We start from the raw sequence: 22,374 nt of genomic DNA on the forward strand, positions 1-22,374 counted from the left end.
TCCCTGATAGCTCAGTCGGTAGAGCGACGGACTGTTAATCCGCAGGTCCCTGGTTCGAGTCCAGGTCGGGGAGCCAGAATTCAAAAAACGGCCTTGTGAGCAATCACCAGGCCGTTTTTCTTTTTACATCGGAAAGAGCCGCCCACATGGAAAACCACGACCAACGCTACCTGGTTCAGCAAAACAAAATCAGCGACGGCGACAAGAAACCGCCCGTCTTTGCCAAGGTCATGCGCAGCAAAGAGGGCGTGTTTGAAGGCGTTTCCTTCATCAAGAACAAGGAAAAAGCCACGATCATGACCATCGCGCAAGCGGAAGAGGCGATTGCCTGGGCCAAGAAAAAGAAAGCCGGCGCCAACGAATACGAAACCAGGATCATCTGCGTCGGCCAGTAAATCACCCAAACGCATAGTCCCCCGCCATTTTTCCATCCAGCAATTGCGGCGTCCGGCCGCTGTCCCGGCTGGTGCGGCTTGCGCGGGCCGGGGCTGCAACGGGGGCATTCTGTGGCGCACGCTGCTGCAGATCCTCTTCGGTCCGGAATACGCTGACCATCCGCACCAGGTGTTCGGCCTGGTCTTGCAGTGAACCGGCCGCCGTCGCGGCTTCTTCGACCAGCGCCGCGTTTTGCTGGGTCACCTGGTCCATTTGCACCACCGCCTGGTTGATCTGGTCGATGCCGGCGGTTTGCTCTTTGTTGGCGGCACTGATTTCACCCATGATGTCGGTCACGCTGTTGATGCTGGCCACGATGGCTTGCATGGTCGTGCCGGCTTCGTCCACCAGCCTGGCACCGTCTTCCACTTTGGCCATGGAGTCGCCGATCAAGCCTTTGATTTCCTTGGCGGCGGCGGCGCTGCGCTGCGCCAGGGTGCGCACTTCAGTCGACACCACGGCAAAGCCGCGCCCCTGTTCACCGGCGCGGGCCGCTTCCACTGCCGCGTTCAGGGCCAGGATATTGGTCTGGAAGGCGATGCCATCGATCACGCCGATGATTTCCGCCACTTTGCGCGACGACACGTTGATCGATTCCATGGTGGTGACGACTTGCGCCACCACGGCGCCGCCCTTGCGCGCCACCTCGGACGCCGAGATTGCCAGCTGGTTGGCTTGCCGTGCGTTGTCGGCGTTTTGCCGCACCACCGACGTCATTTCCTCCATCGACGACGCGGTTTCTTCCAGCGAACCGGCCTGCTGCTCGGTGCGGGCGGACAAATCCAGGTTGCCGGCCGCGATCTGGCTGGTCGCGCTGGCAATGCTGGTGGCGCCGCCGCGTACCTGGCTGACAATGCCGGCCAGGCTGTCGCGCATTTCTTTCATGAAGAACAGCAGGCTCTGGCTGTCTTTGGCCCGGGTGGCGATCGGCACGGTCAGGTCGCCTTCGGCAATGCGGCGCACGATTTGCGCGGCGTAGGCCGGGTCGCCGCCCAGCTGTGCCAGCACGATGCGCATCAGGACCGCGACGATGGCCACGCTCAGCACCACCATGCCGCACAGGGCCATGATGATCCACTGACGTGAGTGGGCATACAGTTCGTTCCCGAGATCGCCCGCCAGCTTGCCGCCGTCAATGTTCATCTGCACCAGGCGCTGCAAGTCATTGCTGCTCTTATTGAACAAGACAGAGGCTTCGCCGCGGATCAGCGCCTTGGCTTCGTCGTGGGCGTCCTTGTGCGACAGGTCCAGCACTTTGCGGTACATGCCCAGGTAATCGCGCCAGTTGCCTAGGAACGAATCATAGATTTCCCGTTCCTGTGGCGAGCTGATCAGTGCAGCGTAATCGTTACGGTCTTTTTCGATGCGCGCCAGGATCGCCGCTTGCTGGCCTTCAAATTGCGCGCGTTCCTGGTCGGTGCGGGACAGCACGTGCTGCAGCGCGGTGATGCGCAGGTCGGAAAGGCTGGTGCGGATGGCCGACGTCAGGCGCACGCTGGGCATCCAGTTTTGTTCCAGCTCGGTGGCGGTGGCGTTAACGCGCGCCAGTTGCACGATGGAGAATCCGCCCAGCAGCACGCCCAGCAGCAGCACGGAGAGGAACGAAACGATGAGTTTCGTCGACAGTTGCAAGTTAGTGAACCATTTCATTTTCTCATCCCCTGATCGTTATCGTTGAGGACCTTGTGCTTTGCAAGCCGCCGTCCTTGGATAAAGAGTAGGAGAGGGGAGATGAAGCGGAAGTCAGGAAATCCTGATATTGCTGTCAGGATAGACTCCGCCCGCGAGGGGCGGTGCGGCTAGCGGTTCTTGTACGTGCCCAGCATTTCCACCACCTTGAACTGTTCGCACACGAGTTTCATGGCCGACGTAAACCCGCCATTGCGGGCAAAGTGGCGCGAGTGCGAGATGCGCCAGGCGTCGAGCGACGGTTCACCCTCGGCGCGGGCAAATTCTTCCGTCACTTCATCGAAGCGGCAGGTGGTGACCGCCACGGTTTCCACGGTGCAGGCCGGCACGCCGTCGCCGTCGAGCACCACGTCGCGCTTGCCGGGTTCGGGGATGGGGGTCCCGGCCGCCGTCAATTTCGCCAGCGGCATACAGGTTGCGGTTTTTTTGCCGGCCAGGACTTGCAGCAGCAGGTCTTCAGCCAGCATGGCCGCGGCGCGGTCAGACGAGGTATTCGGCATGGTGAAACCTCTTTTAGGGGGATGTTCTATTGTAGCGTTACTTAAGTAAAAGGCAATCTTTTAACAGTGCTCAATATGGGGAGCCTGGCATTGTGGCAGGCCCATGACCAGATGGTATGCGCAATTTCAACTAATTGCTATAGGGAAATTTAAATTTCCATGTGGAAATTTAGATGCTATTATGGCGATAGTTAGATCAGATTATCATCAAAATCCGCCGAGGTCGCCACAATGTCCGCCCTGAATGCACTCCCAGTCAACAAACATTACCTTGGCAAGGTAATGGACGTGGCCGAGACCATGGCGGTGGAAGTCATCGTCGACATCCTCGACGTGCGCGGCATGAAACTGGTGGCCAAGGGTGTCCGCGTCACGCGCGCGTTGCAGGAAAAACTGATCATGCACAAGCTCAAGCGCCCGTTTGAAAGCTGCGTGCGAGTCCGCGATGGCGTGGACGCCAATACCATCGTGGCGATTGCCGCGCGCCTGATTGAAACCAGCCCGCCGGTCGCCCATATCCTGCGCGCCACCAGCACTGGCGGCTCGTCCGCGCTGGCGCATTTGTCGCGCATGGAATTCGGCAATGCCCTGTCGCTGATGCTGACGGTGTCGCAGCGCAATGGCGCCAATGCGCTGGAACATGCGGTGCTGGTCAGCCTGCTGTCGATTTGCATGGCAAAAAAACTGGGCCTCAGCGAAGGCGATGTCACCATCGCCGGCCTGGCCGGCCTGCTGCACGACATCGGCGAACTGTATATCGACCCGGCTTACCTGGCGCGCGGCAAGCGCCTGTTGCCGCACGAGTGGTCGCACATTGTCGTGCATCCGCGCATCGGCCAGATGCTGATCGATGAACTGGGCGATTATCCCGCCGCGGTGGGCCGCGCGGTGGCGGAGCACCATGAACGATTTGACGGCACCGGTTATCCGCGCCAGATTTCCGGCAACCAGATCAGCGCCCCGGGACAGGCGGTCTCGGTGGCGGAAATGATCGCCGGTGTGCTGCTGAAAGACCATCCGCTGCAGCGCGCCGAGCTGGCGCTGAAAATCATTCCGGGTGAACACTCGCACGAATTGCTGTCGGCGATTTCCGGTGCGCTGCGCATTGCAGGCCCGGAGCAGGGCGGCGATGTGCGCGCCCAGGGCGGAGAGAGCGTGGAACGCCTGTTCTGGCGCATTTCAACCATCCTGGAAATCGGCAAGAACTTGCTGGACGGCCCGGCCGCGAAATCCCCCACCACGCGCCAGTTGCTCGATACCACGGTAACTCGCGTACGGCACATCCAGCGCGCCTTTATCAGTACCGGGCTCGACGTGTATGTGCGCCAGCAGCCGGGCTTCAACGGCGGCTGCGACGAATTGCAGTTCGAGCGTGAAGTGGCGTGCCGCGAATTGCAATGGCGGCTGCGCGACATCGCGCGCGACGTGGCGCTGCACACGTCCACGCCGGACGAAAAAGTCGTGCTGGCGCCGCTGGTGCGTATGCTCGACGATGACCGCTCGATGGCGGCGCTGGCGCCGGCCGCCCCTGCACAGACCAAATTGTTTGTGCCACCGGCCGCCGTCGCCAGCGTGCGCCGCTACGGCACCTGAAGCGGCCTGGCGTTCCGCCCGCATCCGGCGCACGCCGGCGCCGGGTGGCGCACTTTCACGGCGCCGAAGGCCACCTTCGCTCCGCCGTGCAACGGTTTCGTCGCATTCGGGTTGCCTTCGCGCCAACGGCACGCGAGAATGCGGCATCCTTCCCTCCGTGCGCCGTCATGACTGCCCTGAAGTTCTCCACGTTCCCGTTCCGCCGCATGGCGCGCGATTTTTGCTACACCATGGTGTTCAATGTCGCCTGTGCGCTGGTGGTGACCTTTGTCTTGCGCGGGTCCGGCAGTTTTATTTCCAGCCTGATCATTTCCACCTGCATCGGCACCACGGCGTTCCTGTTGATCGATGGCATCCGCCTGGCGGTCTGGGGCGAGGACGGACGTCCGACATGGCTGGTGTTCACACTGCTGGTCTTTGCCTGCGCGCCATTCGCGCAAATGGGCGGCGGCTGGCTGGCCGGGAAAATCCTCGGCTATGAATTAAAAGGCTTGTTTACCTTCACCAGTCCCAGCGCCATCAGCAGCCTGGTCCTCACTTTGATTGCCGCCGGCTGCGCCACGGTATTTTTTGCCCACCGCGAAAAAGTGGTACGCGCGGAAGCCGAACTGGCGCAGGAAAAAGCCCGCACGGAAACCGTGGCGCGCCAGGCGCTGCAAGCGCAATTGCAATCGCTGCAGGCGCAGATCGAACCGCATATGCTGTTCAACACGCTGGCGAACCTGCAAGGCTTGATCGCCATCGATCCGCCACGCGCGCAGCAAATGCTGGATTTGCTGATCCAGTACCTGCGCGCCACCCTGACCTCGTCGCGCGCCGGCAGCAATACCCTGGAACAGGAATTCGCGCAAATGGAAGCGTATCTCGGCCTGATGCAAATCCGCATGGGCGAGCGCCTCAGTTATTCCTTTGACTTGCCGCCCGCGCTGCGGGCCCACGAAGTGCCGCCGATGCTGTTGCAGCCGCTGGTGGAAAACGCGATTGCCCATGGACTGGAACCGAAGATCGAAGGCGGCCATGTCACCGTTGGCGCCGCGCTGCACGAGGGCGCGCTGGCCTTGACCGTGCAGGACACCGGCCTTGGACCGGCCGCCGGTCCCGGCAAGAAAGGCACCAATGTCGGCCTGGCCAATACGCGCGAACGCTTGCGCGCGCTGTATGGCGATAACGCCAGCCTGACCCTGGAACCGGCGCAGCCTGAAGGCGCGCTGGCCCGCATCACCTTACCCGCTTGATTTCCGCTTCACGCCACCTGTAAACATCATGACCCTGCAAGCCATTATTGCCGAAGACGAACCGATCCTCGCCGCCACCCTGGCCCATGCGTTGAAGCGCCTGTGGCCGGAACTGGCGATTGCCGCCACCTGCCCGAATGGCGTGGCGGCGCTGGAACAGACGCTGGCGCTGCGCCCCGATGTCCTGTTCCTCGATATCAAAATGCCCGGCAAAACCGGGCTGGAAGCAGCCGAAGAATTGGCGGAGGCGTGGGAAGGGGATAAACCGTTTCCGCAAATCGTATTCGTCACGGCATACGATGAATATGCGGTCGATGCCTTTGAGCGCGAAGCGGCGGACTATGTGCTGAAACCCGTCACGGATGCGCGCCTGGCGCGCACGGTGGAGCGGTTGAAATCGCGCCTGGCCGCGAAAGCGCCCGGTGGCGGCCTGGAAGACTTGCTGGGCCAGATGCGGGCGTTGATGCCGACGCTGGCGGGAACGGCTGCCGTGGCGCCGATGCCGGAACGCCTGACGGTGGTGCGCGCCGCGGTCGGCAACCAGGTGAAAATGATTCCGATTGGCGACGTGGTGTATTTCGAAGCGCTCGATAAATATGTCAACGTGGTGACGCAGGACGGCGAAGCACTGATCCGCACCAGCCTGAAGGAACTGCTGCCGCAACTGGACGACAAGGTGTTCTGGCAGGTGCACCGGGGCACCATCGTCAACGCCACCTGTGTGCTGTCGGCGCTGAAGGATGAGGGCGGGAAGCTGACCTTGTCGCTGCGGGGCCGCAGCGACAAGGTGCGGGTCAGCCCGTTATACGCGCACCTGTTCCGCCAGATGTAATGCGCAAGGCCGGACACTTATTTGCATCCGCAACGTAAAATCGGTAGGGCGGTTTCCGCGTAGCGGAAGCCGCCATTGCATGCGCCGCGTTGACGCACGCACGGCGGGTTTGTAAAACCCGCCCTACTAAAACGCATACTGCACCGTCGCGACAGCGACATTGCGCGCAGCCACTGTCGCCGCGCCACTGAAATGCCGCAAGCTGGCGCTCACCAGCCACGGCGACGCCTTCCAGCTCGCCGCCAGCGACGCGATGCGGCTGCCAGGAACAATCCCCTGTCCCACCTGCCACAACACATCACCCGCCATTTCCCAATCCCCCTCGGTCTGCGATGCCCGCAACAGCACATTGCGCTGCCGTCCCGCAGCCGCCGTGCGGTCCAGCCACGCCTCGCCCAGCACGGAAAATTTGCTTTCCGTGGTCCAGGTGAATCCCGCCAGCGCCTTGCCGCCGCCTTCGCGCTGCTGCCACCGTGGCGGCATCCGAGGGCCGTACAGCCACGCATCATGCCGCTGTTGCAGTAGCACGGAGCCGTGCAATTCCAGCGCTTCGCTGGCCACATGGGAAAACGATACGCCGCCCTCCAGCCCATTGCGGGCCGAGGCGCGCAGCACCGCATACTGGTCGGTGGAACCCTGCTGGCGGTACAGCCGCACGGCCAGTGCGCCGTCGTCTTGCGGCTGGCCGCGCTTGCCATGGCCCGGGTTGGTCCAGACCACGGTGATGGCGCGGCTTTCGTCAAACGCTTCCCACGCCAGCATCGGGACGCCTTCCAGTGTCACGGGATTCAAGGCGCGGCGGTCTTCCTGCTGCACCACGTCCAGCGGCCGGAACGCGTAGCCGACATCCCAGCTCATGACTTTCTTGCCGACCGTGGCAAAGCCGCCGGCCAGCGGCCGTTCCAGCGACAGTTCATTGATACGCAGCACAGCGCCATCGCGGCTGTCCTGCCGCGCGGTGACGACGCCGCGCAGCATGTCCTTCTGCCAGCGCAGCTCCCCGAAGGCGAAGCTGCGGCTGGACTGCCCGGTCGCGGTCTCCACCGATTCGGTCTGCGCCCGCAGGGTCAGCGCCGCGCTGTCATCGGCCAGCGCGGCGTTGCAGCAGGCCAGCAGCGCACAGGTCATCAAATGTTTCATTGCACGTTGTTTTCGTTACGGCTCAAGTACATCGGATTGAACAATTCATCACCGAACTGGCGTGGCTTGCGGCTCACGGTTTCCACCAGGGTCACGCGGTTCGCTTGCACTTCATCGACCAGTTTCATCACGGTGACCGCCTGGCGGCCGTCGCGCGCCTCGACCTTGAAGTGCGCCTGTTTCAGCTTGCGGTCGGACGCCGCATACAAATCCGCATGCACCGGGCGGTAATCGCTTTTCGCCACTTGCAGCACGATGCGCTGGTAGCTGAGCGACTTGCGCAGCGCGGCCAGGTCCAGTTCCAGGCAAGGCACGCCGTCGACGTCCACTTCACGCACCACCGTCCCCTGGTAATCGCCCGCCCACGTCATGTTGGCGATATCGCCGGTGGACGCTTCTCCGAGCAGCTTTTGCATCGGCGTGATGCGCATTGGCCGGGCGCTGCCGGGCGCCAGCAGCCAGAAGTCATCGCCCGACATCAGCACCTTCAATCCCACTTCGCCCGGCGTGCGCGCCAGCACCAGCGACTTGCCGCCCGGTTTCACCAGCACCTGGTAGCGTTTTTCCTTGTCCGGCTTGTCGCCTTTGAAGGTGCGCACCACGGTTTCCACTTGCGACGACGCGTCGGGCAAGCGGTACATATCGGCTTTCTTCAGGATGGTTTCCGCATCCGGCGCGGCGGCGAAGGCAAACGGCGCCGCCAATACCAGGGCGGCCAGGGTCGATAACTTAAACATGGGACAGTGCCTCCACGACGGATTGATGGGCAGCCCGGCGGCTGATGAACCACGATGCGCACGCGGACAGCAGCGTGACGACGAATACCGCGCCCACATACATGGGCACTGAAACCGCGACGGCCAGCGGATAGCCATCGGTGCGGCCCGGCGGCGGCGGCATTTGCACGCCCGCCACCAGCAGGAACAGCGCAACGCCACCGGCCAGCGCCATGCCGGCCAGCGCACCACCGCTGCCCAACGCCATCCCTTCCAAGGTAAAGACGCGCATGACTTCGCCCGGCGTGGCGCCCATGGCGCGCAGGGTGCCGATTTCACGGGTGCGTTCCAGCACCGCCATTGCCAGTGTATTGGTCACCGAGAACAGCACGATCACCAGCACGATCACGCCGAGGAAACCAAAGATGCGGTCATACAGGCTTTTCACGCTCTTGTAGAAAACCGCCTGTTCCAGCCAGGTGCGCACTTCCAGCCGGGCGCCGTGCTGCGCGCGCAGTTGCGCCGCCGTGCCATCGGCCAGTTCAAGGTCTTTCAGGTAGACGCTGAGGGTGCTGACCTTTTTGGTTTGCAGCAGCGTTTGCGCGGTGCTCAAGTCCACCATGGCCAGGCGCTTGTCGATATCGGCAATGCCGGTGCTGACCACGCCCGTCACCGTCACGTCGGCTGCGGTCAGTGCGCCATTGACGGTGGTCGACATCAGGGTCAGTGCGCTGCCCGGCTGGACATTGAGGATTTTCGCCAGGCCCTTGCCGATGACGATGCCGGGCGCGGTTTTGGTATCGCCGGGCGTCTGCGCATCCAGCAATTCGCCCGCTTCGCGCTTCATGAATGGTCCTTTGACGACGAATTCCTGGGTCGCATCGACACCGGTGCCAAGAAAGATTTCACTCTTGTCGCCATTGCTGATCAAGCCGGAAAACTGCAGCCGTGGCAGCACGCGCTTGACATCGGGGCGCGCCAGCAATTGCCGCGCCACCGCTTCCGGCTGTTCCAGTCCATGTTCCAGCGGCAGGTTGTCGATGCCGTCAAACTGGCCCGGCGCCGCCACCACCAGGTGGCCGGTATCGCGCGCACTGGCCTGGGCCAGCGATTGATAGGTGTACAGCGCAAAGCCGCCGCCCAGCAGCGCGGCGGCGGTGCCGGTGGCGGTGATGGCCACGGTCACCAGCGAGCGCCGGCGGTTGCGCATGGCGTTTTTCAGCGCCATCGACAGCCATTTGAATTTAGTGAACATGGCATTCTCCTTCTTCCAACACACCGTCAGCCAGGCGCAGCGCGCGGTCGCAATGGCGCATCATGCGCTCGTCATGGGTCGCGACCAAGAACGTGGTGCCATGTTCATGCGCCAGTTCGCGCATCAGGCTCACGATCTGGGCCGCCGTGACGGCGTCGAGATTGGCGGTGGGTTCGTCGGCAATCACCAGTTGCGGGTGCTTGACGATGGCGCGGGCAATCGCCACGCGCTGGCGCTGGCCGCCCGACAACTGGTCGGGCCGGTGCCGGTCCTTGCCCTCCAGGCCGACCCGCCGCAGCGCGTCGTGCACCCTGCGGCGCCGTTCCGCCGCATCGACACCGAGCAGGTACAGCGGGAATTCCACGTTGTCATAGGCATTCATGACGGGCACCAGGTTAAAGCTCTGGAACACGAAGCCGATGGTCTGGCGCCGCAATTGCGTGCGGCGCACGTCGTCGGCAGCGGGCAGCGGCTCGCCGCCATACAGCAATTCGCCCTGGTCGGCGGTATCGAGCAGGCCGCACAGGTTGAGCAAGGTGCTTTTGCCGCTGCCGGAGGGCCCGGTCACGGCGGCGATTTCACCGCGCACCACGGCCAGTTCCACATTGCGCAGGGCGTGGATGGTGTTGTCGCCGAGCGTGAAGGACTTGCTGACGCCGCGCAGCGACATCAGTGGGGGGGCGGCGCGGTTCACAGGCCCAGCTCCTTCAGGCGGTTGGCCGCGCGTTGGCCTTCCGGTCCCTGCGGCGCCAGTTGCACCAGCTGTTTCAGGTAAGCCGCTTCGTCGGGCGTGCGCTTGTCGGCGGCGGCGGTCCGGGCGGCCAACACATACAGGCGGGCGCGCACCGGCGCCGGCGCCTGCTCGAACACGGGCGACTTCAGCGCGGCGTCGAGCGCGCGCTTGCCGGCTGCGCGGCGGTTCATGAAGTCCGGCAGCGCGAGCAGGGTGGAGGCCGCTACCATGCGGGTTTCCACGCTTTCCGGCGAGCCCTGGAACAGCGCTTCATCGTGCGCCGGCGTCAACTGCGCCAGCGCTTTTTCAATCGCATCGGCGCCGTCTTCCGAATACTTCATCTTATTCCAGGGCATCATCGCATCGCGTCCGGCCAGCGACGTCGCGGACCCGGCATACGCGGCCAGCAGTGGATGGCCGGGATGGGCGGCGGCCAGTTGCGTAAAGGTCGTGATGGCGGCGTCGCGTGCCTTGCCGTCACCGGCCACGCCGGCCAGGAATTGCTGGCGCGCTTCGAGGTAGCCTTGCGGCGCGACTTCCTGCGGCGCGGCAGTGGCCAGCGCGCAGGCGAAAGCGGCGGCGCTGCCGAAGATCAGGGCGAGGATGGTTGGTTTCATTGCGGTCTCCATGGTTGGTTGATGGAGACAGCTTAGGGAGGGGCGGGCAGGGCGGCCACCGGCGTGCGACGAAACCGGGTTTCTCTGGAACGAAACCGGGATGGCATGGATCGGGAAAAAAATCGGCCCGGCTCTTGTGCGAATCCAAAACGGGCCGCTATAATGCGGCCTCAATTCCCTGATAGCTCAGTCGGTAGAGCGACGGACTGTTAATCCGCAGGTCCCTGGTTCGAGTCCAGGTCGGGGAGCCAAGATATAGAAAAGCCCAGCCTTCACCGGTTGGGCTTTTTGCATGGTGCGCAAAGTTATACGACCACGGGGAGTCCATTGGGGACACGGACTTGGCTCGTCGAAAATAATCTAGAGGCGGAACGCGTTGAAAGTTGGATCAAATTTGAATCCGGCCACGGCATCGCCACGGCGTCCGTTTAGCACTGCGTTAAAAAACTCTTTAGCTATCGGATTCTTGACTTCCCCCCAAAGCTGATGCTTATTCCCAACTCCTTTACCCGCTGTGAAATCAAAATACTGGGCTGACTTGGATGTCAGGTTCGCCAGCGTCTTCCCAAGTCTCGGCGGGTTTTGTGTTTCGGACCAGCTCAGAATCTTGTCGTTCTCGTTGATCGTTGCGTACACACGCTGCCCAACGGCGATCTGATCAACCCACTTGATGTGGTTGATGCTGTTGACGTCAGCTTGACTCAGCACGACATTGGTGAAGAGCCGCGTTTCTGCTTGGTATGCTTGGCTCAGGACATAGTGCTCCAAAAGATAATTTCCAAGGCTGTGCGCCATTATATTGTTCGTGCTTTTGCAAGCGAGCAGGGCGGCTTCATCCATCGGTGAGAGCCATTCCTTCAGAAACTTTGCATATTTCTCAAGTAGGGAGTCCAAAGCGCCAAATGAGGCTTGCGCAATGCGACGAGCATGTCGATATTCGATTGGCGGCAGTCCTCCCGTGTTGGAGGGCCATGAGAAGAGTGCGACTTCCACTTCATAACGTTCCTGTATCAGCCATGCTTGCTGCAGCGTCTCCGCAAACGGCTTGTTATATCCATGGATATAGACGACGCAGCTCTTTTTCCCTGCGACACATCGCTTGGCCAAGCGCTCAAATTGCTGGCGTGATGGAAGATTATTGGCATCCAGTGGCGGTGGCGGCTCGTCCACCAGCTCGACGCGCCATTTATTGTTCTTGAATGCCGCATTCGCAAACCTTAATTCAGAAGGGCCTTTTTCGCTGACTTCCTCTCCGAAACTGTGTTCGTCGCCGACTTTGTTCGAGTCAAGGTTGTCCCAGTTTATATTTCTGTTCGTTGCGACCAGCATGGCTCTCTCCTGACGATGTTTAGTTTGCGGAAATTAACTTACTGCCGGGGTAAATAGTAGGATAGATCCTAATGTGCGTAGGAAACTAACCAATTGTCACGGTGCCGAAAATGGCAACAGTACTGATTTGCAAGGTTGGGAGTATGGCTCCGCTCCAGCACAGCGGTGCTGTATATAATTGCAGCCGCAAGTCCCTGAAAGTTCGGTCGAGAGTGCGATTGTTCATTTGCGGCGCCGGTTTCGAATCAGGTCGGGTAGCCCGAACTAGAGATCAAACGCAAGCCCAGTCATCACAACAGGTTGGACTTTTTGTTTTGGACATTCGAGATCCCAGGAGATATCGATGGAACGTTATGGCTTGTCAATTTCCGGCATATTGGCGCCAACAGCCGGGCGAAATCACGAGCGGGGGCGATCAATCTACCTTGGATGCCAACTTTTACATTGATGGTTGATGCCGAAGGCTGGGCGGTCGGAGGTAACCAAAGCCGGTTTGGTGGATAAACTGAAATCTGCGTAAGCCACCTTGGAGAAGTCCTTAGCCATCGAGTTAATCCAAAATGAGTATCCGTATAGATCCGCCAAGCCTTGCGGTCAATTGGACTGCCTCCACACTGCGCGTTCTGGCAGTCAGTTATCTTGGGAATTAGGTGCCCCGATGCATGCTCTCGGGATAATCATCGCAGTCGTTGGCGCGCTACTGCTGGTCGCGCTGAACATTTCGAACGCTCGCCATTATGGGCCATTTGGGTATGCAGATTATTTCTCTAGTCGGAGGTATGCCGACCTTGCCGACCCTGAGCTTTCGAAGCTCGGGGATCAAATGCTCGGAAAGCGCAAGCTGATGTACATTTTTCTCTTTATTTTTGTCGCAGGCATCAGTATTGCCACTGGAGATTTCGTGTGATCTCGACGGGCTTATTACTGCCGAAAAAGATTTCGCCCAACATCACGCTCCAGCGGACGCGCTACATCGGACGTTGCCCGCGTCTGCACGCCGCTGAGCAAGCACGGTGGCGGCATGAATCGACCTAAACTCAAAAAACTTGCAAACGTCTTGCTTGCAACGGCCGTGGTAGCAGCGTTTGCGGCCATGGGAATCTGGGTGGCAAATTTCATCGCCATCGATCGCTGCCTCGACAACGGTGGCCGCTGGAGCTATGAAACTGGCACATGCGAGAAATGACTACTTCGCGCCGGGGCCAATGGCTATTCATCGGCTTTTTGCATCCCCGGGCCATTCTCAGCCAGGAAAGGGACAGCCGGGCAAGCGCCGGCTGCGAGCCTGAGCCTACAGGCCTTTCACCTGCAGGGTTTGATCCGGCGTTTTAATGGCGAACAGGCGGTCAATGTTGGGGTGCTTCCCTGGATTGGCGCGGGCATCCTGTGTGTGTTCGGCATAAATCTTCAGGCCAAGTTCCGCCGCTTCCGGGGTAATCGCGCCCAGCGTCTCGGCAAGCCAGCAATACACTCGCAGCGATCCCGCCTGGCCTGGTTTATTTTCGATTTTTGCCACCGGAGCGCCTGACTGGTCGATCAGTTCGATGACGGCAACCGTATCCATGACGGGAAGCAGGGACAAGTTGGCTGAGAATTGATCGCTAAAGTTGGGTAGTTGCATAGGTACTCTTACTCGGTTCATTGGGTTAAAACGGCATTTTGTCACATGTGGCGTTTTGTCGGCGGTGGCGGTGGCGGATGTGGACTGCGGAATGGGATATAAGAAGCCGCAGACTGGGGACGTGGCCGACCAGCCCCAGGCGAAGTACTCTATCAAGGCGCTTGACCTGCCGGTGGCGAGCGCGCCCAAGCTGGGCGCGGAAGTGGACGTGCCGGGCCAGTTGATGGCCGCCGTGGGCGAAGTGATCTACGCGGTGGACCAGCGCGCAGCGCCCCCTTGGCCCGCACCGGGGCCATCCGCCTGCCGCCGCAATCAAAGGGCGTCGATTTAAAAATCCTTACTGGTGCCCGTGGTGATTGTGAAATAGATTGCGCGACTGGTTTTTTGGGCAGAGCTGCGTCCTCTCCTCAGCGGGTAAACGGCGTGTTATTGATCCCCGTTTCCGGTTTGTCGAAGCTGGGCGCCTGCCCCTGCAGATAGTGACGCGCCTTTTCAATCCCGGCGCCGCGGATGACTGCCTGCATCACGCTGTCGCTGGCGATCGTCCATTCCCTGAACGTGGCGCCGTGCGCCGGCAGGCGGCGCAATTCGGCCAGCAGTTCGTCGCCGTCGACCCCTGCCACCAGGCGCGCCTGCCATTCGGTGGCCCAGGCGGCCATGGCGGGATCGCGCCGGTTGTGGGCCAGCACGCTGAGGGCCAGGCGCGACTTGGCGCTGTTGCCGGCGTAAGCGTGCATGAGGGCGGCGGCGCGGGTGTAGTCGTTGACTTCGCGCCCATTGTTCCAGGCCAGTTGCGCGGCCGTCATGGCTGTTTCAGTCAGCGCCTCGCCGGAATCGAGCTCGGTGCGGAGCAGGGCGTAAGCCGCTTCGGCCGATGCCGGGTCGGCATTGGCGGCGCCGGCCAGATGGCGGCGGGCCGCTTCCAGTGAGGCGGCTCTGGCGGCGCCCTGCTGCTGGCCGGCGGTACGCAAGTGCGCGAGGCCCAGCAGATACTGGGCTTCGGCATTGCCTTTGCCGCCGCCAACGAGCGTGCTCAAATAGGGGATGGCGTCCTGCGGATTGCCCCAGTCGATCTGGGCACGGCTGAGGGCGGCGCGCGCCAGCGGGTGGTTGGGGATGCCGCCGGGATTGGTGCTCATCTTGCGCAGCAGGGCTTCGCCGGTGGCGCGGCCGGGGCAGGATTTCAGCTTGGCGTCCATCAGCACATAGTCGGTCACCGCTTTGGGCAGGCCGGTAAATGCAATCTGGGCGGCGGGCAGGGTGGGCACTTCCACCTGCATCACCTTGACGGAGGTACGGCGATAGCGCCACAGCAGCTCGCCCAGCTGGTCCGTCTTGATGCCGTAAGCGGTTTCGAAGGCCCGGGCGGCGGATGTCTCGCGGTTGGCCAGGGCGAGATAGCGCGCCAGCTTGCCGCGGTTCTCTTCCGTGGACAGCATGAAGTGGGTCAGCAGCCACGAACGGGCCGCGAATTCCAGTTTGATGCCCGCTTCGCCGGCGTAATTCTCGCCCTTGCTGTCGTTATCGTCGAGCACATCGGCATAGGTCAGGCTGTAGCGGTGGCCATCTTCAACAAAGTTCAGGTAGCGCGCGACGTTGAGGGGCGTTTTGCCGACCACCAGTTGATTGTCGGAGAAGCGCACATCGGCAAAATACTGCGCGAAGCCCTCGATGAACGAGAGCGGCGCGCGGACGTCCGTGTGGCGATACAGGAAGTGGCGGGCATAGCCTTCGAACAGGAAGGACAGGGTTTCGTTGGTGGGGGCGGTGGTCAACCGCGCATTCTCGATCGGGATAATCGGGTCCAGCTTCACCCCGGCGGCCTGCACGCCCGCGCTGCAACTGGTGTACAGGCCGATGGCGTCGGCCGGCGCCTTGCCCGTGTCCCCGGCCAGGGCGCCGGCCTTGTCGTGGTAATACAGGGTGAGCTTGGACTCGTGCGGCCGGGCTTTGAAGTAGGGCTTGGTGTACACGCGCAGCAGGAAGTCCAGGCGCTCCATGTTGTGCAAGAGGTCTGTGACGCCCTGCCGGGAAGCGTCAGAGTAGACCACGAAGTGCTGGCTCTCCGCCTTGAACCACGCGGACGGGTTTTTCTGGCCCTGGATCGTGATGCTTTGCTCCGCTGGCGCGGCGCCGGCCTGCTGGGCGCTGGCGGCGGGTGCGTACAACAGGATCAGCGCGGCCAGCGCGCAGCCGGCAAGGGGCGATGCGATGGCGCGGCCGCGCAAGGCGTCGGTCACGTCACATCGGGCGGGCGCGGTATGGGTCTTCATTGGCGACGGTTTTTCCTTCCCGGAGCATCCGGATTGAACCCGCCGATGCTAAACGACAGGCGCGCGGCGGCAAAGCCCGGTACGACGGCGTGCAAAAAAATATAACCGGTGATGGCGGTTTTCGTTACGGCGAAGGACTGCCCCAGGGAGGGAAATGCGGCCACGCTTGCAACCTTGAATCATTGCGCTCATGGCCGGATTACCGGCATCGGTGCCGTTCGCGGGGAATATAACGACGAAAAACTTTGATTTTCTGGCAATGACAAGATATCATGTTGCCCCTCGGAAAATCAGTTGTTATTACTTATGAAAAAAATCGTATTTGCCGCAGCCATCGCCGCTGCTTCCATCGGCGCCGCGCAGGCGCAAGTTGCCGCGCCGGTGAAACCGCTGCGTTGGGTGGCCGGCATCGGCATCACCGCCGGCGGCGCCAAGCTGGCAACGGCGGATTACACCAACGGCACCAGCGCCAACATCAAGGCCGGTTCCGGTCTGGCGCTGCTGGCCGGCGCGGAATACCGCGTGAGTCCTGAATTCTCGGTGCAAGGCACTGTGGGTTACCACATTCACTTCACGCCGGAAGCCAGCAACGGCGACGCCAGTTTCTCGCGGGTGCCGGCCGAACTGCTGGCGTACTTCCACCCGAACCAGCAATGGCGCGTGGGCGGCGGCCTGCGTCGCACCATGGCGGTCAAGCTGAACGGCAAGGGCGCAGCCTGGTATATGGACCGTGACTATGAAGGCGCGACCGGGGCCGTGGTGGAAGTGGAATACTTCACCAGCCCGAACCTGGGTATCAAGGCGCGCGTGGTCAATGAAAAGTTCAAGCAGCAATACAGCAGCCGCGAAGTCAGCGGCAACCACTTCGGGCTGCTGCTGAACGCATATTTCTGAAGTACTGCTGAACGCATATTTCTGAAGTACTGCTGAGCAGCGCTGGTCAAATGCCAAGGGGCTGTACATAACTGCGGCCCCATTCCCGGATAGCTCAGTCGGTAGAACGACGGACTGTTAATCCGCAGGTCCCTGGTTCGAGTTTTGGTCGGGGAGCCAGAATACGCAGCAAACCTAAAACCCAGCCCTTACCCGGTTGGGTTTTTTGCTTTCCAGGGTCTGATTATTGGGCCGCTGGGAGGCCGTTGGGGCAGTTGCATCCCCGAGGGCATGGCAGGGCGTCTGCGTGGCACCTTGGGTCACTATGCTTGCCGTGCTCAAATAGGAGGCAGTTGCTCAGGTGAAATTGTTGGCGTTCGCACCTGACGATTGGCCGCTTCCGAAACGCGCCCATCTTATCCTGCTGGAGTGTACTGAAGATGACCGGCGATCAAGGGACCAGCATCGGTGGGTCTATCTGAGGGATGACTACCGCCTTCATTTACCGGAACTATTTCAAAGTCAAAAGGACTAAGGCCAGTTAAGCATGCAACATTGACTCCGTACTGATTTGGATTGGAGCGGCGTTGATGATGTGTATAGATGCCGCACTTTGAACAGAAATAATGCTTCGCCTGCATGGTGTTGAATTGATACAGTGCCAAGGCATCCTGACCGGCGGTGAGATGAATGTCAGAGAGGTTCGCTGAAACCGCAACTGCCCCTCGCATACTGCAATATGAACAATTACAGCGCCTAGCGGTGTTCAACCCGTCCGTGAGCCTCACATGAAACTTCACTGTGCCGCAATGGCATGCGCCATCAATTTCTTTGATATTTTCATCCATATATCTCGATTGGTTGAGCGTCTGCTGTTGGCAGTTGCGTACAAGATTACATTACGTGAATGTCGTCGAGCAAGATTGTCAAACCATGCTCATCGGTACGGATGTCGAAAGTAGCAGTTAAATCTGTGACGACGTGGTCAATGTTAAGATCATAGGAGACATACCCAATACAGCCTAAGCTATTTTCGGCATGCCGGTAAATCTCTTTTCGCTGCTGGATATCAGTCTCACATCCTTCCAGAGTTACACGTTGCGTTAAACAGCATTCGTTGTAGGATTTTACGATCTGCCGCATTGTCACCGGCGTCCAACCCATATGCGGTGATTGCGCCGTGTAGGCATGGGCAGCTATATAGTCTTCCGCCTCCATCAGACGAACCCATTGATCGATGAAATGGATTATCTCGGTGTCGGTAGCATCGTGATGCAAGTGGGCCATCGAATTCGATATAGATTGGGAAAATTCGAATATAGCATGAGCGTCAGCTGTTGGCCGATTGGAGAACAGCCCAGATTTTAATGGAACTGTTGCCGATATGCTCGCACATGCGCTGGGAACAGTGCTTCATAAAGCGCAGCTTCGACACCAATCAAATTTACCTGTATTTCTGGGTCGTCTACCATCGTTGTGTAGTCAAGCACACTTACGCCGATGGCAGGAATTGTATCCCCCGCTTCAGTTGCGACTGAAAGCTGTAGCTCACTTTGGTCACTGTGGTTTTGCTGACATAAGTTCCTTACACGGGCGTATCCGTCCGAAGGGATAAATAGGCCGAATGCCACACCCATAGGTGCATCGCCACCTTCCAAAGCTGTATGTCCGATTAAATCCAAACCGGCGTAGACGCTGTACATTCATTCCTCATTTCTATCGAGCCTCGCAATACGGCAACGACTGCTCCTGGCCGCTTCCGATCGATTACCAAGAACGGCGCCAATCTGCCGGGACCGAAAAGTACAAATCATAATGCTGCCTTGCTATTGAACCGAGGCTGTCTCTAAAGCGAGCAGCGTTCATGCAAATTTCTTCACCTTTCCCCATACGCCAATACATATCTGACACTTCGATATCGGGAGCATGAACCCAAGGCGGTGCAACAAAACTTGAATCCGTGTCGGACAACTCGGCTCGAACCTGCTGCAACAAAATCCCCAACATATTCTTACCTGTTCCGTCTCCGCCATCGCCCCAATATCGGTCATTCTTGGTGTGCTCCACCAGAATTGCTCCTTGAGTGGATATCAATACCTCGCGTAGCTCCGCGTGCTGATTGAATTTTGCGCGGAGCGCACTCAGCATGATGCTGTCACGAACATCATTCCAATCCGCTCGGAACGAGCGCTGGCGTTCGCGACCAATCTGCGCAGCCACGAAAGGCGTAGCCGCTTCATGCACAGCTCTTGCGTCAGCCTGCTCTGAGAATTTCTGAGCCTGGAAGTAGTGCTCTGACGTCGGCCAAGTGATGCCATCAATGCTTATAGCGTGACGAGAGAAATTTGAAAAACAGCCATATGCTTTGTCTGTCTCGTAAAAAAATATTTTTATCATTTCCGTTAATAATTCAACCTTGAGCTTCCGGCGGCCACTCATGGCCGAAGACTGCCAACAACTTGGTTACCGAAGCATCTTCAACAGGGCCGTCAATCGCCCATGGCGAAGATCAGCTTATTGGTGGATTGAGCTTCAGCGATCACTACCAATAATTGTGAAATCATTTGAGCAAGCTCTTCCAATTTAACTGTTTTCCAATCTTCGGACTCCAATGAGCGTTTTTCGTCCAGCCAGCCTGTGAGTATACGAACCTCGCCGCTCCTCCCGGAAAGGTCAAGCTTAGCTATTTCAAGTTCTGTTTTAAGGCGGTGCAGTTGATAGCCTTGTATTTCGGTGTCTTCGTATAGGTTTAGAAAATAATAATCACCAGGGCTCAAATCTGCTTGCATGAAGTATCTGTGTAGAAACCAGTAAGCTTCACCTCCTAGAGAAAACCGCGGTTTTAATTTATCTTTAGCTATGTCCTGAACGCTATTTACTATGTAGAAGTCGAGCATTTGGAATCAGGTATGTTTTGGTGATTCTGAGTGATACTGACATTTTCGTTAGTAATGTCATGAGTTCTAAGGCGATTCACTACGAGAAAATGTGACTCTACCTCCCAAAAGTGTTAGCAGCACTGTCTGCTCATGGCCGATACCGGCAATGCTCACTTCCCAAGAAGATAGGTAAAGCGGTCAGCCAACATTTTCCATTGGTTCTGATTGCCATCAGCAGATTGCGAATTGATTATGCAACGATCTACTAAATCCCGACAGCGATTTTTTGACAATGTAATGTTGCCAGTTGCCATGAAAACATCCATCCCGCACTTGGTACGCATCAAGATACTCAATGCCACCTCGCTCAAGTAACTCCTGAGCAAGGCTGGAGACAATCCTGTTGACTCCCCAAGCTTCTTTCGCAAAAAGGGTTTCAGCTTTGTAAAGCGCTGCAATCAGGGGCAATGAGAACCCGTCTTTCTTATCCTCAAAATAGCTGCATACGGCTTGGCGAAATTGCATGTTCGAATCGATGAACTCATTTGCATATTTCCCGTTCCAGGCGAAAGCAATCTGTGACTCAGCGTGATGCGTGTAAGTTCGGATAAAATCCTTCACTGCGTCCATAGATTTATCATTTCAAGTTGTTTATTGCTGACCAGGGGCTACTGACCGGTTTTAGAATAGATATCGGTGAGGAGCAGGTAGCCTTGTTTGATAGCCTGGTTTTAAAATATTTCCGTCAAATCGAACGTGCCAATCCACGTCAAATTCTCTATTAGCAAAAATTTGAAGCCCATCCTTGACATAGGCCACCGTTATCGGAAGAAGTCCATGGCTTTTTCTTGCCAAAAGTTCGATAGCTTGGCCCGGCGATAAAAATATTTCTTCGCAGGTCATTTCCAAGAAGATGCGCATGTCGGCAGTTGTGTCGTTAGAAAAATTTCCTACAACGACGTAATCATCAAGATTCATATTATGTTTCTTGCCACTCATTGAGAGGCTGCTGTTGGCCGATCACAGCCCTTGAGAGAATAGCATGTTGCTCAAACGAAAAAATCACAAATTGTCACACGCGCGTGTCTAAAGCAGGGAGGGCGGCTGGGCGTTGCCGTGAGCATGCCGCGCTCCAGGATGGGACGGCGGCTACCGTCGGTTCATTGGGTCGCTGCGAGGACGCTGGGGACTTGCTAATCCATGAAATCGGGTCCCACTGCACTGTTCCTGGGTCACCGAACTGTTAATCCGCAGGTCCCTGGTTCGAGTCCAGGTGGGGGAGCCAGAATACAAGCGGCGCCGCGAGCAATCGCGGGGCCGTTTTTGTTTGTGGATGTGTTGATCATGATCGAAAAGGCATTCAGAAAAGTTGTGAGAAAGTAACGGCTCAGGTAACTGATATTGCAGTTCGTCGCAAGATGCGGAGAGTGTATTCGGGTCGCCGGTAGACTTCTTTCCATTGGCATAAGCCCAACTTAATGGAGAGAACATGCGATTTCGTTTATTCACTGCCGCTGCGGCGCTGATCCTGAGCACCGCGATCCCCGCCAGTGCCGCGGAAAAGCTCGATGCCGTCCTGGCCAGTGCCATGGCCGGCTCCAAGGTTCCCGCCGCCGGCGTGCTGGTGATGCGCAACGGGCAAGTCGAAGACCGGGCAGTCGCTGGCGTGCGCCGCAATGATGGCAAGGATGCCGTCACGCAGGATGACGTGTGGGTGATCGGTTCTACTGGCAAAGTGATGACGGTGGCCATGATAGCGCGGCTGGTCGAACGGGGCGTCCTGTCTTGGGATGCATCACTGGAGCAAATGCTGCCCGATGTGGCCAAGGCCATGCGCCCTGAATATCGCGAGGTCACATTGATCGATCTGTTGTCGCACCAGGCAGGTCTGCCGCGTGATCTGCGCAATACCAAGGCTCTCAACACCTACTTTGGCGACACCCGCGCGCAGACGCAGCAGCGGTTGGCCTACATCACTTCCGCACTCAAGGAAAAACCAGCCGGGAAACCGCGTTCGGCCTTTAGTTACAGCAATACGGGATTCCTGATCGCGGCAGCCATTGCCGAACGCGCCACAGGAAAAACGTACGATGAGCTGATGCAGGCTGAAGTCTTCGGCCCGCTTGGCATGGCCACAGCCGGTAGCGGTGCGACCCATGATGGCCAAATCCGTGGCCACAGCAAAGGCAAGCCGAAACTGGTTGTCAAACGAGAAGCCGATGGCGTGCCGGCCGTGTATGCGCCAGCCGGATTCTTGCATATGAGCCTCGCTGACTGGGCACGTTTCAATCTCGATCAATTGGCTGGCGCCAAAGGAAACGGCAAGCTGTTGCTGCCCGTCAGTTACAAGCTGATGCAAACGGCCCAGCCGGGTAGTGGTGCCGGTCTCGACTGGGGCGTGCAAGGGGCGATCGCCGGGCGCAAGGGGCCGGTATTGGTGCATCAGGGTTCGGATGGCAACTGGCTGGCGGTGGTCGTGTTATTCCCCGAGCAGGACAGCGGCGTACTCGCGGTGGCCAATGCATTCGAAGACATGGGGGCCGATGCGGTCATTACCGGGATGCTGGGCGCCTTGTTTCCGACGCTGGCACCGGCTAAATAAACCTGTGGGGTGATTCCTGATTTGCAGCAAGCCAGCACTGGATCATTAAACA

General features: G+C 59.1%; 27 protein-coding genes and 2 tRNA genes. 11 read left to right on the forward strand and 18 right to left on the reverse strand.

The genetic code is table 11. The annotated features are described in order from the left end of the window. Positions 1–76: transfer RNA gene (locus AC1RRC_RS20165), tRNA-Asn, on the forward strand. Between the two features lie 70 nt (positions 77–146). Beyond that, a complete protein-coding gene (locus tag AC1RRC_RS20170; protein WP_493057321.1) occupies positions 147–395 on the forward strand; it encodes a hypothetical protein in 249 nt (82 codons plus the stop codon). Between the two features lies 1 nt (position 396). On the opposite strand, the gene AC1RRC_RS20175 is transcribed toward AC1RRC_RS20170, so the two are convergent. Together AC1RRC_RS20175 and AC1RRC_RS20180 are read right to left on the reverse strand one after the other, a co-directional pair. Beyond that, the gene (locus AC1RRC_RS20175; RefSeq protein ID WP_493057322.1) at positions 397–2,085 is read right to left on the reverse strand and encodes a methyl-accepting chemotaxis protein; all 1,689 of its coding nucleotides are present in this window, start codon (positions 2,083–2,085) and stop codon (positions 397–399) included. Between the two features lie 149 nt (positions 2,086–2,234). Next, entirely contained in the window at positions 2,235–2,624 is a 390-nt protein-coding gene (locus AC1RRC_RS20180; RefSeq protein WP_493057323.1) for an ASCH domain-containing protein, read from the reverse strand. Between the two features lie 231 nt (positions 2,625–2,855). On the opposite strand from AC1RRC_RS20180, the gene AC1RRC_RS20185 reads away from it, so the two are divergent. From AC1RRC_RS20185 to AC1RRC_RS20195, 3 genes are all read left to right on the forward strand, one after another. Then, the gene (locus tag AC1RRC_RS20185) at positions 2,856–4,217 is read left to right on the forward strand and encodes an HD-GYP domain-containing protein (protein WP_493057324.1); all 1,362 of its coding nucleotides are present in this window, start codon (positions 2,856–2,858) and stop codon (positions 4,215–4,217) included. A 167-nt stretch (positions 4,218–4,384) separates the two neighbouring features. After that, positions 4,385–5,452 carry a sensor histidine kinase gene (locus AC1RRC_RS20190; protein ID WP_493057325.1) on the forward strand — a complete coding sequence of 356 codons (1,068 nt, stop codon included), beginning with the start codon at positions 4,385–4,387 and terminating at the stop codon, positions 5,450–5,452. Between the two features lie 28 nt (positions 5,453–5,480). Next, positions 5,481–6,284, forward strand: a complete 804-nt coding sequence (locus AC1RRC_RS20195; protein ID WP_493057326.1) for a LytR/AlgR family response regulator transcription factor — start codon at positions 5,481–5,483, stop codon at positions 6,282–6,284. A gap of 126 nt (positions 6,285–6,410) precedes the next feature. Here AC1RRC_RS20195 and AC1RRC_RS20200 read toward each other — a convergent pair whose 3' ends face one another. From AC1RRC_RS20200 to AC1RRC_RS20220, 5 genes are read right to left on the reverse strand one after another with little or no spacing between them, the layout of a single operon-like run. Continuing rightward, complete coding sequence (locus AC1RRC_RS20200) at positions 6,411–7,424, reverse strand: hypothetical protein (protein ID WP_493057327.1); 1,014 nt, start codon at positions 7,422–7,424, stop codon at positions 6,411–6,413. Beyond that, positions 7,421–8,161, reverse strand: a complete 741-nt coding sequence (locus AC1RRC_RS20205; protein ID WP_493057328.1) for an outer membrane lipoprotein-sorting protein — start codon at positions 8,159–8,161, stop codon at positions 7,421–7,423. The genes AC1RRC_RS20200 and AC1RRC_RS20205 overlap by 4 nt, the downstream gene beginning before the upstream one ends. After that, positions 8,154–9,395: an ABC transporter permease gene (locus AC1RRC_RS20210; protein WP_493057329.1), complete on the reverse strand. Its 1,242-nt coding sequence runs from the start codon at positions 9,393–9,395 to the stop codon at positions 8,154–8,156. The genes AC1RRC_RS20205 and AC1RRC_RS20210 overlap by 8 nt, the downstream gene beginning before the upstream one ends. After that, positions 9,385–10,089, reverse strand: coding sequence for an ABC transporter ATP-binding protein (locus AC1RRC_RS20215; RefSeq protein WP_493057330.1), 705 nt, complete (start codon positions 10,087–10,089; stop codon positions 9,385–9,387). The genes AC1RRC_RS20210 and AC1RRC_RS20215 overlap by 11 nt, the downstream gene beginning before the upstream one ends. Continuing rightward, the gene (locus tag AC1RRC_RS20220) at positions 10,086–10,745 is read right to left on the reverse strand and encodes a hypothetical protein (RefSeq protein WP_493057331.1); all 660 of its coding nucleotides are present in this window, start codon (positions 10,743–10,745) and stop codon (positions 10,086–10,088) included. Before AC1RRC_RS20220 ends, AC1RRC_RS20215 begins: the two co-directional genes overlap by 4 nt. A gap of 175 nt (positions 10,746–10,920) precedes the next feature. Between AC1RRC_RS20220 and AC1RRC_RS20225 the strand changes: the two genes are divergently transcribed. Further along, positions 10,921–10,996, forward strand: a tRNA-Asn gene (locus tag AC1RRC_RS20225). Between the two features lie 109 nt (positions 10,997–11,105). Here the strand turns inward: AC1RRC_RS20225 and AC1RRC_RS20230 are convergent. Continuing rightward, positions 11,106–12,074: an alpha/beta hydrolase gene (locus tag AC1RRC_RS20230; RefSeq protein WP_493057332.1), complete on the reverse strand. Its 969-nt coding sequence runs from the start codon at positions 12,072–12,074 to the stop codon at positions 11,106–11,108. A gap of 658 nt (positions 12,075–12,732) precedes the next feature. On the opposite strand from AC1RRC_RS20230, the gene AC1RRC_RS20235 reads away from it, so the two are divergent. Together AC1RRC_RS20235 and AC1RRC_RS20240 are read left to right on the forward strand one after the other, a co-directional pair. Beyond that, complete coding sequence (locus AC1RRC_RS20235; RefSeq protein WP_493057333.1) at positions 12,733–12,981, forward strand: hypothetical protein; 249 nt, start codon at positions 12,733–12,735, stop codon at positions 12,979–12,981. Positions 12,982–13,095: 114 nt separating this feature from the next. Next, on the forward strand, positions 13,096–13,260 hold the full coding sequence (locus AC1RRC_RS20240) for a hypothetical protein (protein ID WP_493057334.1): 165 nt from the start codon (positions 13,096–13,098) through the stop codon (positions 13,258–13,260). A gap of 105 nt (positions 13,261–13,365) precedes the next feature. Here AC1RRC_RS20240 and AC1RRC_RS20245 read toward each other — a convergent pair whose 3' ends face one another. Continuing rightward, positions 13,366–13,695 (reverse strand): DUF2322 family protein, encoded by a 330-nt coding sequence (locus AC1RRC_RS20245; RefSeq protein ID WP_493057335.1) that lies wholly within the window; start codon positions 13,693–13,695, stop codon positions 13,366–13,368. Positions 13,696–13,786: 91 nt separating this feature from the next. Here AC1RRC_RS20245 and AC1RRC_RS20250 point away from each other — a divergent pair, with 91 nt between their 5' ends. Further along, entirely contained in the window at positions 13,787–14,026 is a 240-nt protein-coding gene (locus AC1RRC_RS20250) for a hypothetical protein (protein ID WP_493057336.1), read from the forward strand. 76 nt (positions 14,027–14,102) lie between these two features. Here the strand turns inward: AC1RRC_RS20250 and AC1RRC_RS20255 are convergent, their stop codons facing one another. Together AC1RRC_RS20255 and AC1RRC_RS20260 are read right to left on the reverse strand one after the other, a co-directional pair. Beyond that, positions 14,103–15,968, reverse strand: a complete 1,866-nt coding sequence (locus AC1RRC_RS20255) for a hypothetical protein (protein WP_493057337.1) — start codon at positions 15,966–15,968, stop codon at positions 14,103–14,105. Continuing rightward, entirely contained in the window at positions 15,965–16,132 is a 168-nt protein-coding gene (locus AC1RRC_RS20260; protein WP_493057338.1) for a hypothetical protein, read from the reverse strand. The genes AC1RRC_RS20255 and AC1RRC_RS20260 overlap by 4 nt, the downstream gene beginning before the upstream one ends. Before the next feature lie 142 nt (positions 16,133–16,274). Between AC1RRC_RS20260 and AC1RRC_RS20265 the strand changes: the two genes are divergently transcribed. After that, a complete protein-coding gene (locus AC1RRC_RS20265; RefSeq protein WP_493057339.1) occupies positions 16,275–16,862 on the forward strand; it encodes an outer membrane beta-barrel protein in 588 nt (195 codons plus the stop codon). Between the two features lie 395 nt (positions 16,863–17,257). Here the strand turns inward: AC1RRC_RS20265 and AC1RRC_RS20270 are convergent, their stop codons facing one another. The 7 genes from AC1RRC_RS20270 to AC1RRC_RS20300 form a co-directional block, all read right to left on the reverse strand. Further along, entirely contained in the window at positions 17,258–17,689 is a 432-nt protein-coding gene (locus AC1RRC_RS20270; RefSeq protein ID WP_493057340.1) for a GFA family protein, read from the reverse strand. 46 nt (positions 17,690–17,735) lie between these two features. After that, entirely contained in the window at positions 17,736–18,128 is a 393-nt protein-coding gene (locus AC1RRC_RS20275; protein ID WP_493057341.1) for a hypothetical protein, read from the reverse strand. A 77-nt stretch (positions 18,129–18,205) separates the two neighbouring features. After that, entirely contained in the window at positions 18,206–18,544 is a 339-nt protein-coding gene (locus tag AC1RRC_RS20280) for a hypothetical protein (RefSeq protein WP_493057342.1), read from the reverse strand. 64 nt (positions 18,545–18,608) lie between these two features. Then, positions 18,609–19,280 carry a riboflavin biosynthesis intermediates N-glycosidase gene (ybiA, locus tag AC1RRC_RS20285; protein WP_493057343.1) on the reverse strand — a complete coding sequence of 224 codons (672 nt, stop codon included), beginning with the start codon at positions 19,278–19,280 and terminating at the stop codon, positions 18,609–18,611. Between the two features lie 50 nt (positions 19,281–19,330). After that, complete coding sequence (locus AC1RRC_RS20290) at positions 19,331–19,738, reverse strand: hypothetical protein (protein WP_493057344.1); 408 nt, start codon at positions 19,736–19,738, stop codon at positions 19,331–19,333. A 213-nt stretch (positions 19,739–19,951) separates the two neighbouring features. Continuing rightward, entirely contained in the window at positions 19,952–20,350 is a 399-nt protein-coding gene (locus AC1RRC_RS20295; protein ID WP_493057345.1) for a hypothetical protein, read from the reverse strand. Between the two features lie 51 nt (positions 20,351–20,401). Beyond that, entirely contained in the window at positions 20,402–20,719 is a 318-nt protein-coding gene (locus AC1RRC_RS20300; RefSeq protein WP_493057346.1) for a hypothetical protein, read from the reverse strand. 490 nt (positions 20,720–21,209) lie between these two features. Between AC1RRC_RS20300 and AC1RRC_RS20305 the strand changes: the two genes are divergently transcribed. Next, positions 21,210–22,322: a serine hydrolase domain-containing protein gene (locus AC1RRC_RS20305; protein WP_493057347.1), complete on the forward strand. Its 1,113-nt coding sequence runs from the start codon at positions 21,210–21,212 to the stop codon at positions 22,320–22,322. The last annotated feature ends 52 nt before the right edge of the window (positions 22,323–22,374 follow it).

Source organism: Pseudoduganella sp. GW821-FHT12E03 (assembly GCF_058807115.1).

Bases quoted from the DNA above. Each gene is read 5' to 3' on its own strand.
- AC1RRC_RS20170 (WP_493057321.1), top strand. From the start codon at position 147: ATGGAAAACCACGACCAACGCTACCTGGTTCAGCAAAACAAAATCAGC.
- AC1RRC_RS20205 (WP_493057328.1), bottom strand. From the start codon at position 8,161: ATGTTTAAGTTATCGACCCTGGCCGCCCTGGTATTGGCGGCGCCGTTT.
- AC1RRC_RS20240 (WP_493057334.1), top strand. From the start codon at position 13,096: ATGAATCGACCTAAACTCAAAAAACTTGCAAACGTCTTGCTTGCAACG.
- AC1RRC_RS20220 (WP_493057331.1), bottom strand. From the start codon at position 10,745: ATGAAACCAACCATCCTCGCCCTGATCTTCGGCAGCGCCGCCGCTTTC.
- AC1RRC_RS20190 (WP_493057325.1), top strand. From the start codon at position 4,385: ATGACTGCCCTGAAGTTCTCCACGTTCCCGTTCCGCCGCATGGCGCGC.
- AC1RRC_RS20200 (WP_493057327.1), bottom strand. From the start codon at position 7,424: ATGAAACATTTGATGACCTGTGCGCTGCTGGCCTGCTGCAACGCCGCG.
- AC1RRC_RS20210 (WP_493057329.1), bottom strand. From the start codon at position 9,395: ATGTTCACTAAATTCAAATGGCTGTCGATGGCGCTGAAAAACGCCATG.
- AC1RRC_RS20245 (WP_493057335.1), bottom strand. From the start codon at position 13,695: ATGCAACTACCCAACTTTAGCGATCAATTCTCAGCCAACTTGTCCCTG.
- AC1RRC_RS20195 (WP_493057326.1), top strand. From the start codon at position 5,481: ATGACCCTGCAAGCCATTATTGCCGAAGACGAACCGATCCTCGCCGCC.
- AC1RRC_RS20280 (WP_493057342.1), bottom strand. From the start codon at position 18,544: ATGTACAGCGTCTACGCCGGTTTGGATTTAATCGGACATACAGCTTTG.
- AC1RRC_RS20270 (WP_493057340.1), bottom strand. From the start codon at position 17,689: ATGGATGAAAATATCAAAGAAATTGATGGCGCATGCCATTGCGGCACA.
- AC1RRC_RS20175 (WP_493057322.1), bottom strand. From the start codon at position 2,085: ATGAAATGGTTCACTAACTTGCAACTGTCGACGAAACTCATCGTTTCG.
- AC1RRC_RS20230 (WP_493057332.1), bottom strand. From the start codon at position 12,074: ATGCTGGTCGCAACGAACAGAAATATAAACTGGGACAACCTTGACTCG.
- AC1RRC_RS20275 (WP_493057341.1), bottom strand. From the start codon at position 18,128: ATGGCCCACTTGCATCACGATGCTACCGACACCGAGATAATCCATTTC.
- ybiA (WP_493057343.1), bottom strand. From the start codon at position 19,280: ATGAGTGGCCGCCGGAAGCTCAAGGTTGAATTATTAACGGAAATGATA.
- AC1RRC_RS20290 (WP_493057344.1), bottom strand. From the start codon at position 19,738: ATGCTCGACTTCTACATAGTAAATAGCGTTCAGGACATAGCTAAAGAT.
- AC1RRC_RS20295 (WP_493057345.1), bottom strand. From the start codon at position 20,350: ATGGACGCAGTGAAGGATTTTATCCGAACTTACACGCATCACGCTGAG.
- AC1RRC_RS20255 (WP_493057337.1), bottom strand. From the start codon at position 15,968: ATGAAGACCCATACCGCGCCCGCCCGATGTGACGTGACCGACGCCTTG.
- AC1RRC_RS20250 (WP_493057336.1), top strand. From the start codon at position 13,787: ATGGGATATAAGAAGCCGCAGACTGGGGACGTGGCCGACCAGCCCCAG.
- AC1RRC_RS20185 (WP_493057324.1), top strand. From the start codon at position 2,856: ATGTCCGCCCTGAATGCACTCCCAGTCAACAAACATTACCTTGGCAAG.
- AC1RRC_RS20300 (WP_493057346.1), bottom strand. From the start codon at position 20,719: ATGAGTGGCAAGAAACATAATATGAATCTTGATGATTACGTCGTTGTA.
- AC1RRC_RS20265 (WP_493057339.1), top strand. From the start codon at position 16,275: ATGAAAAAAATCGTATTTGCCGCAGCCATCGCCGCTGCTTCCATCGGC.
- AC1RRC_RS20235 (WP_493057333.1), top strand. From the start codon at position 12,733: ATGCATGCTCTCGGGATAATCATCGCAGTCGTTGGCGCGCTACTGCTG.
- AC1RRC_RS20180 (WP_493057323.1), bottom strand. From the start codon at position 2,624: ATGCCGAATACCTCGTCTGACCGCGCCGCGGCCATGCTGGCTGAAGAC.
- AC1RRC_RS20305 (WP_493057347.1), top strand. From the start codon at position 21,210: ATGCGATTTCGTTTATTCACTGCCGCTGCGGCGCTGATCCTGAGCACC.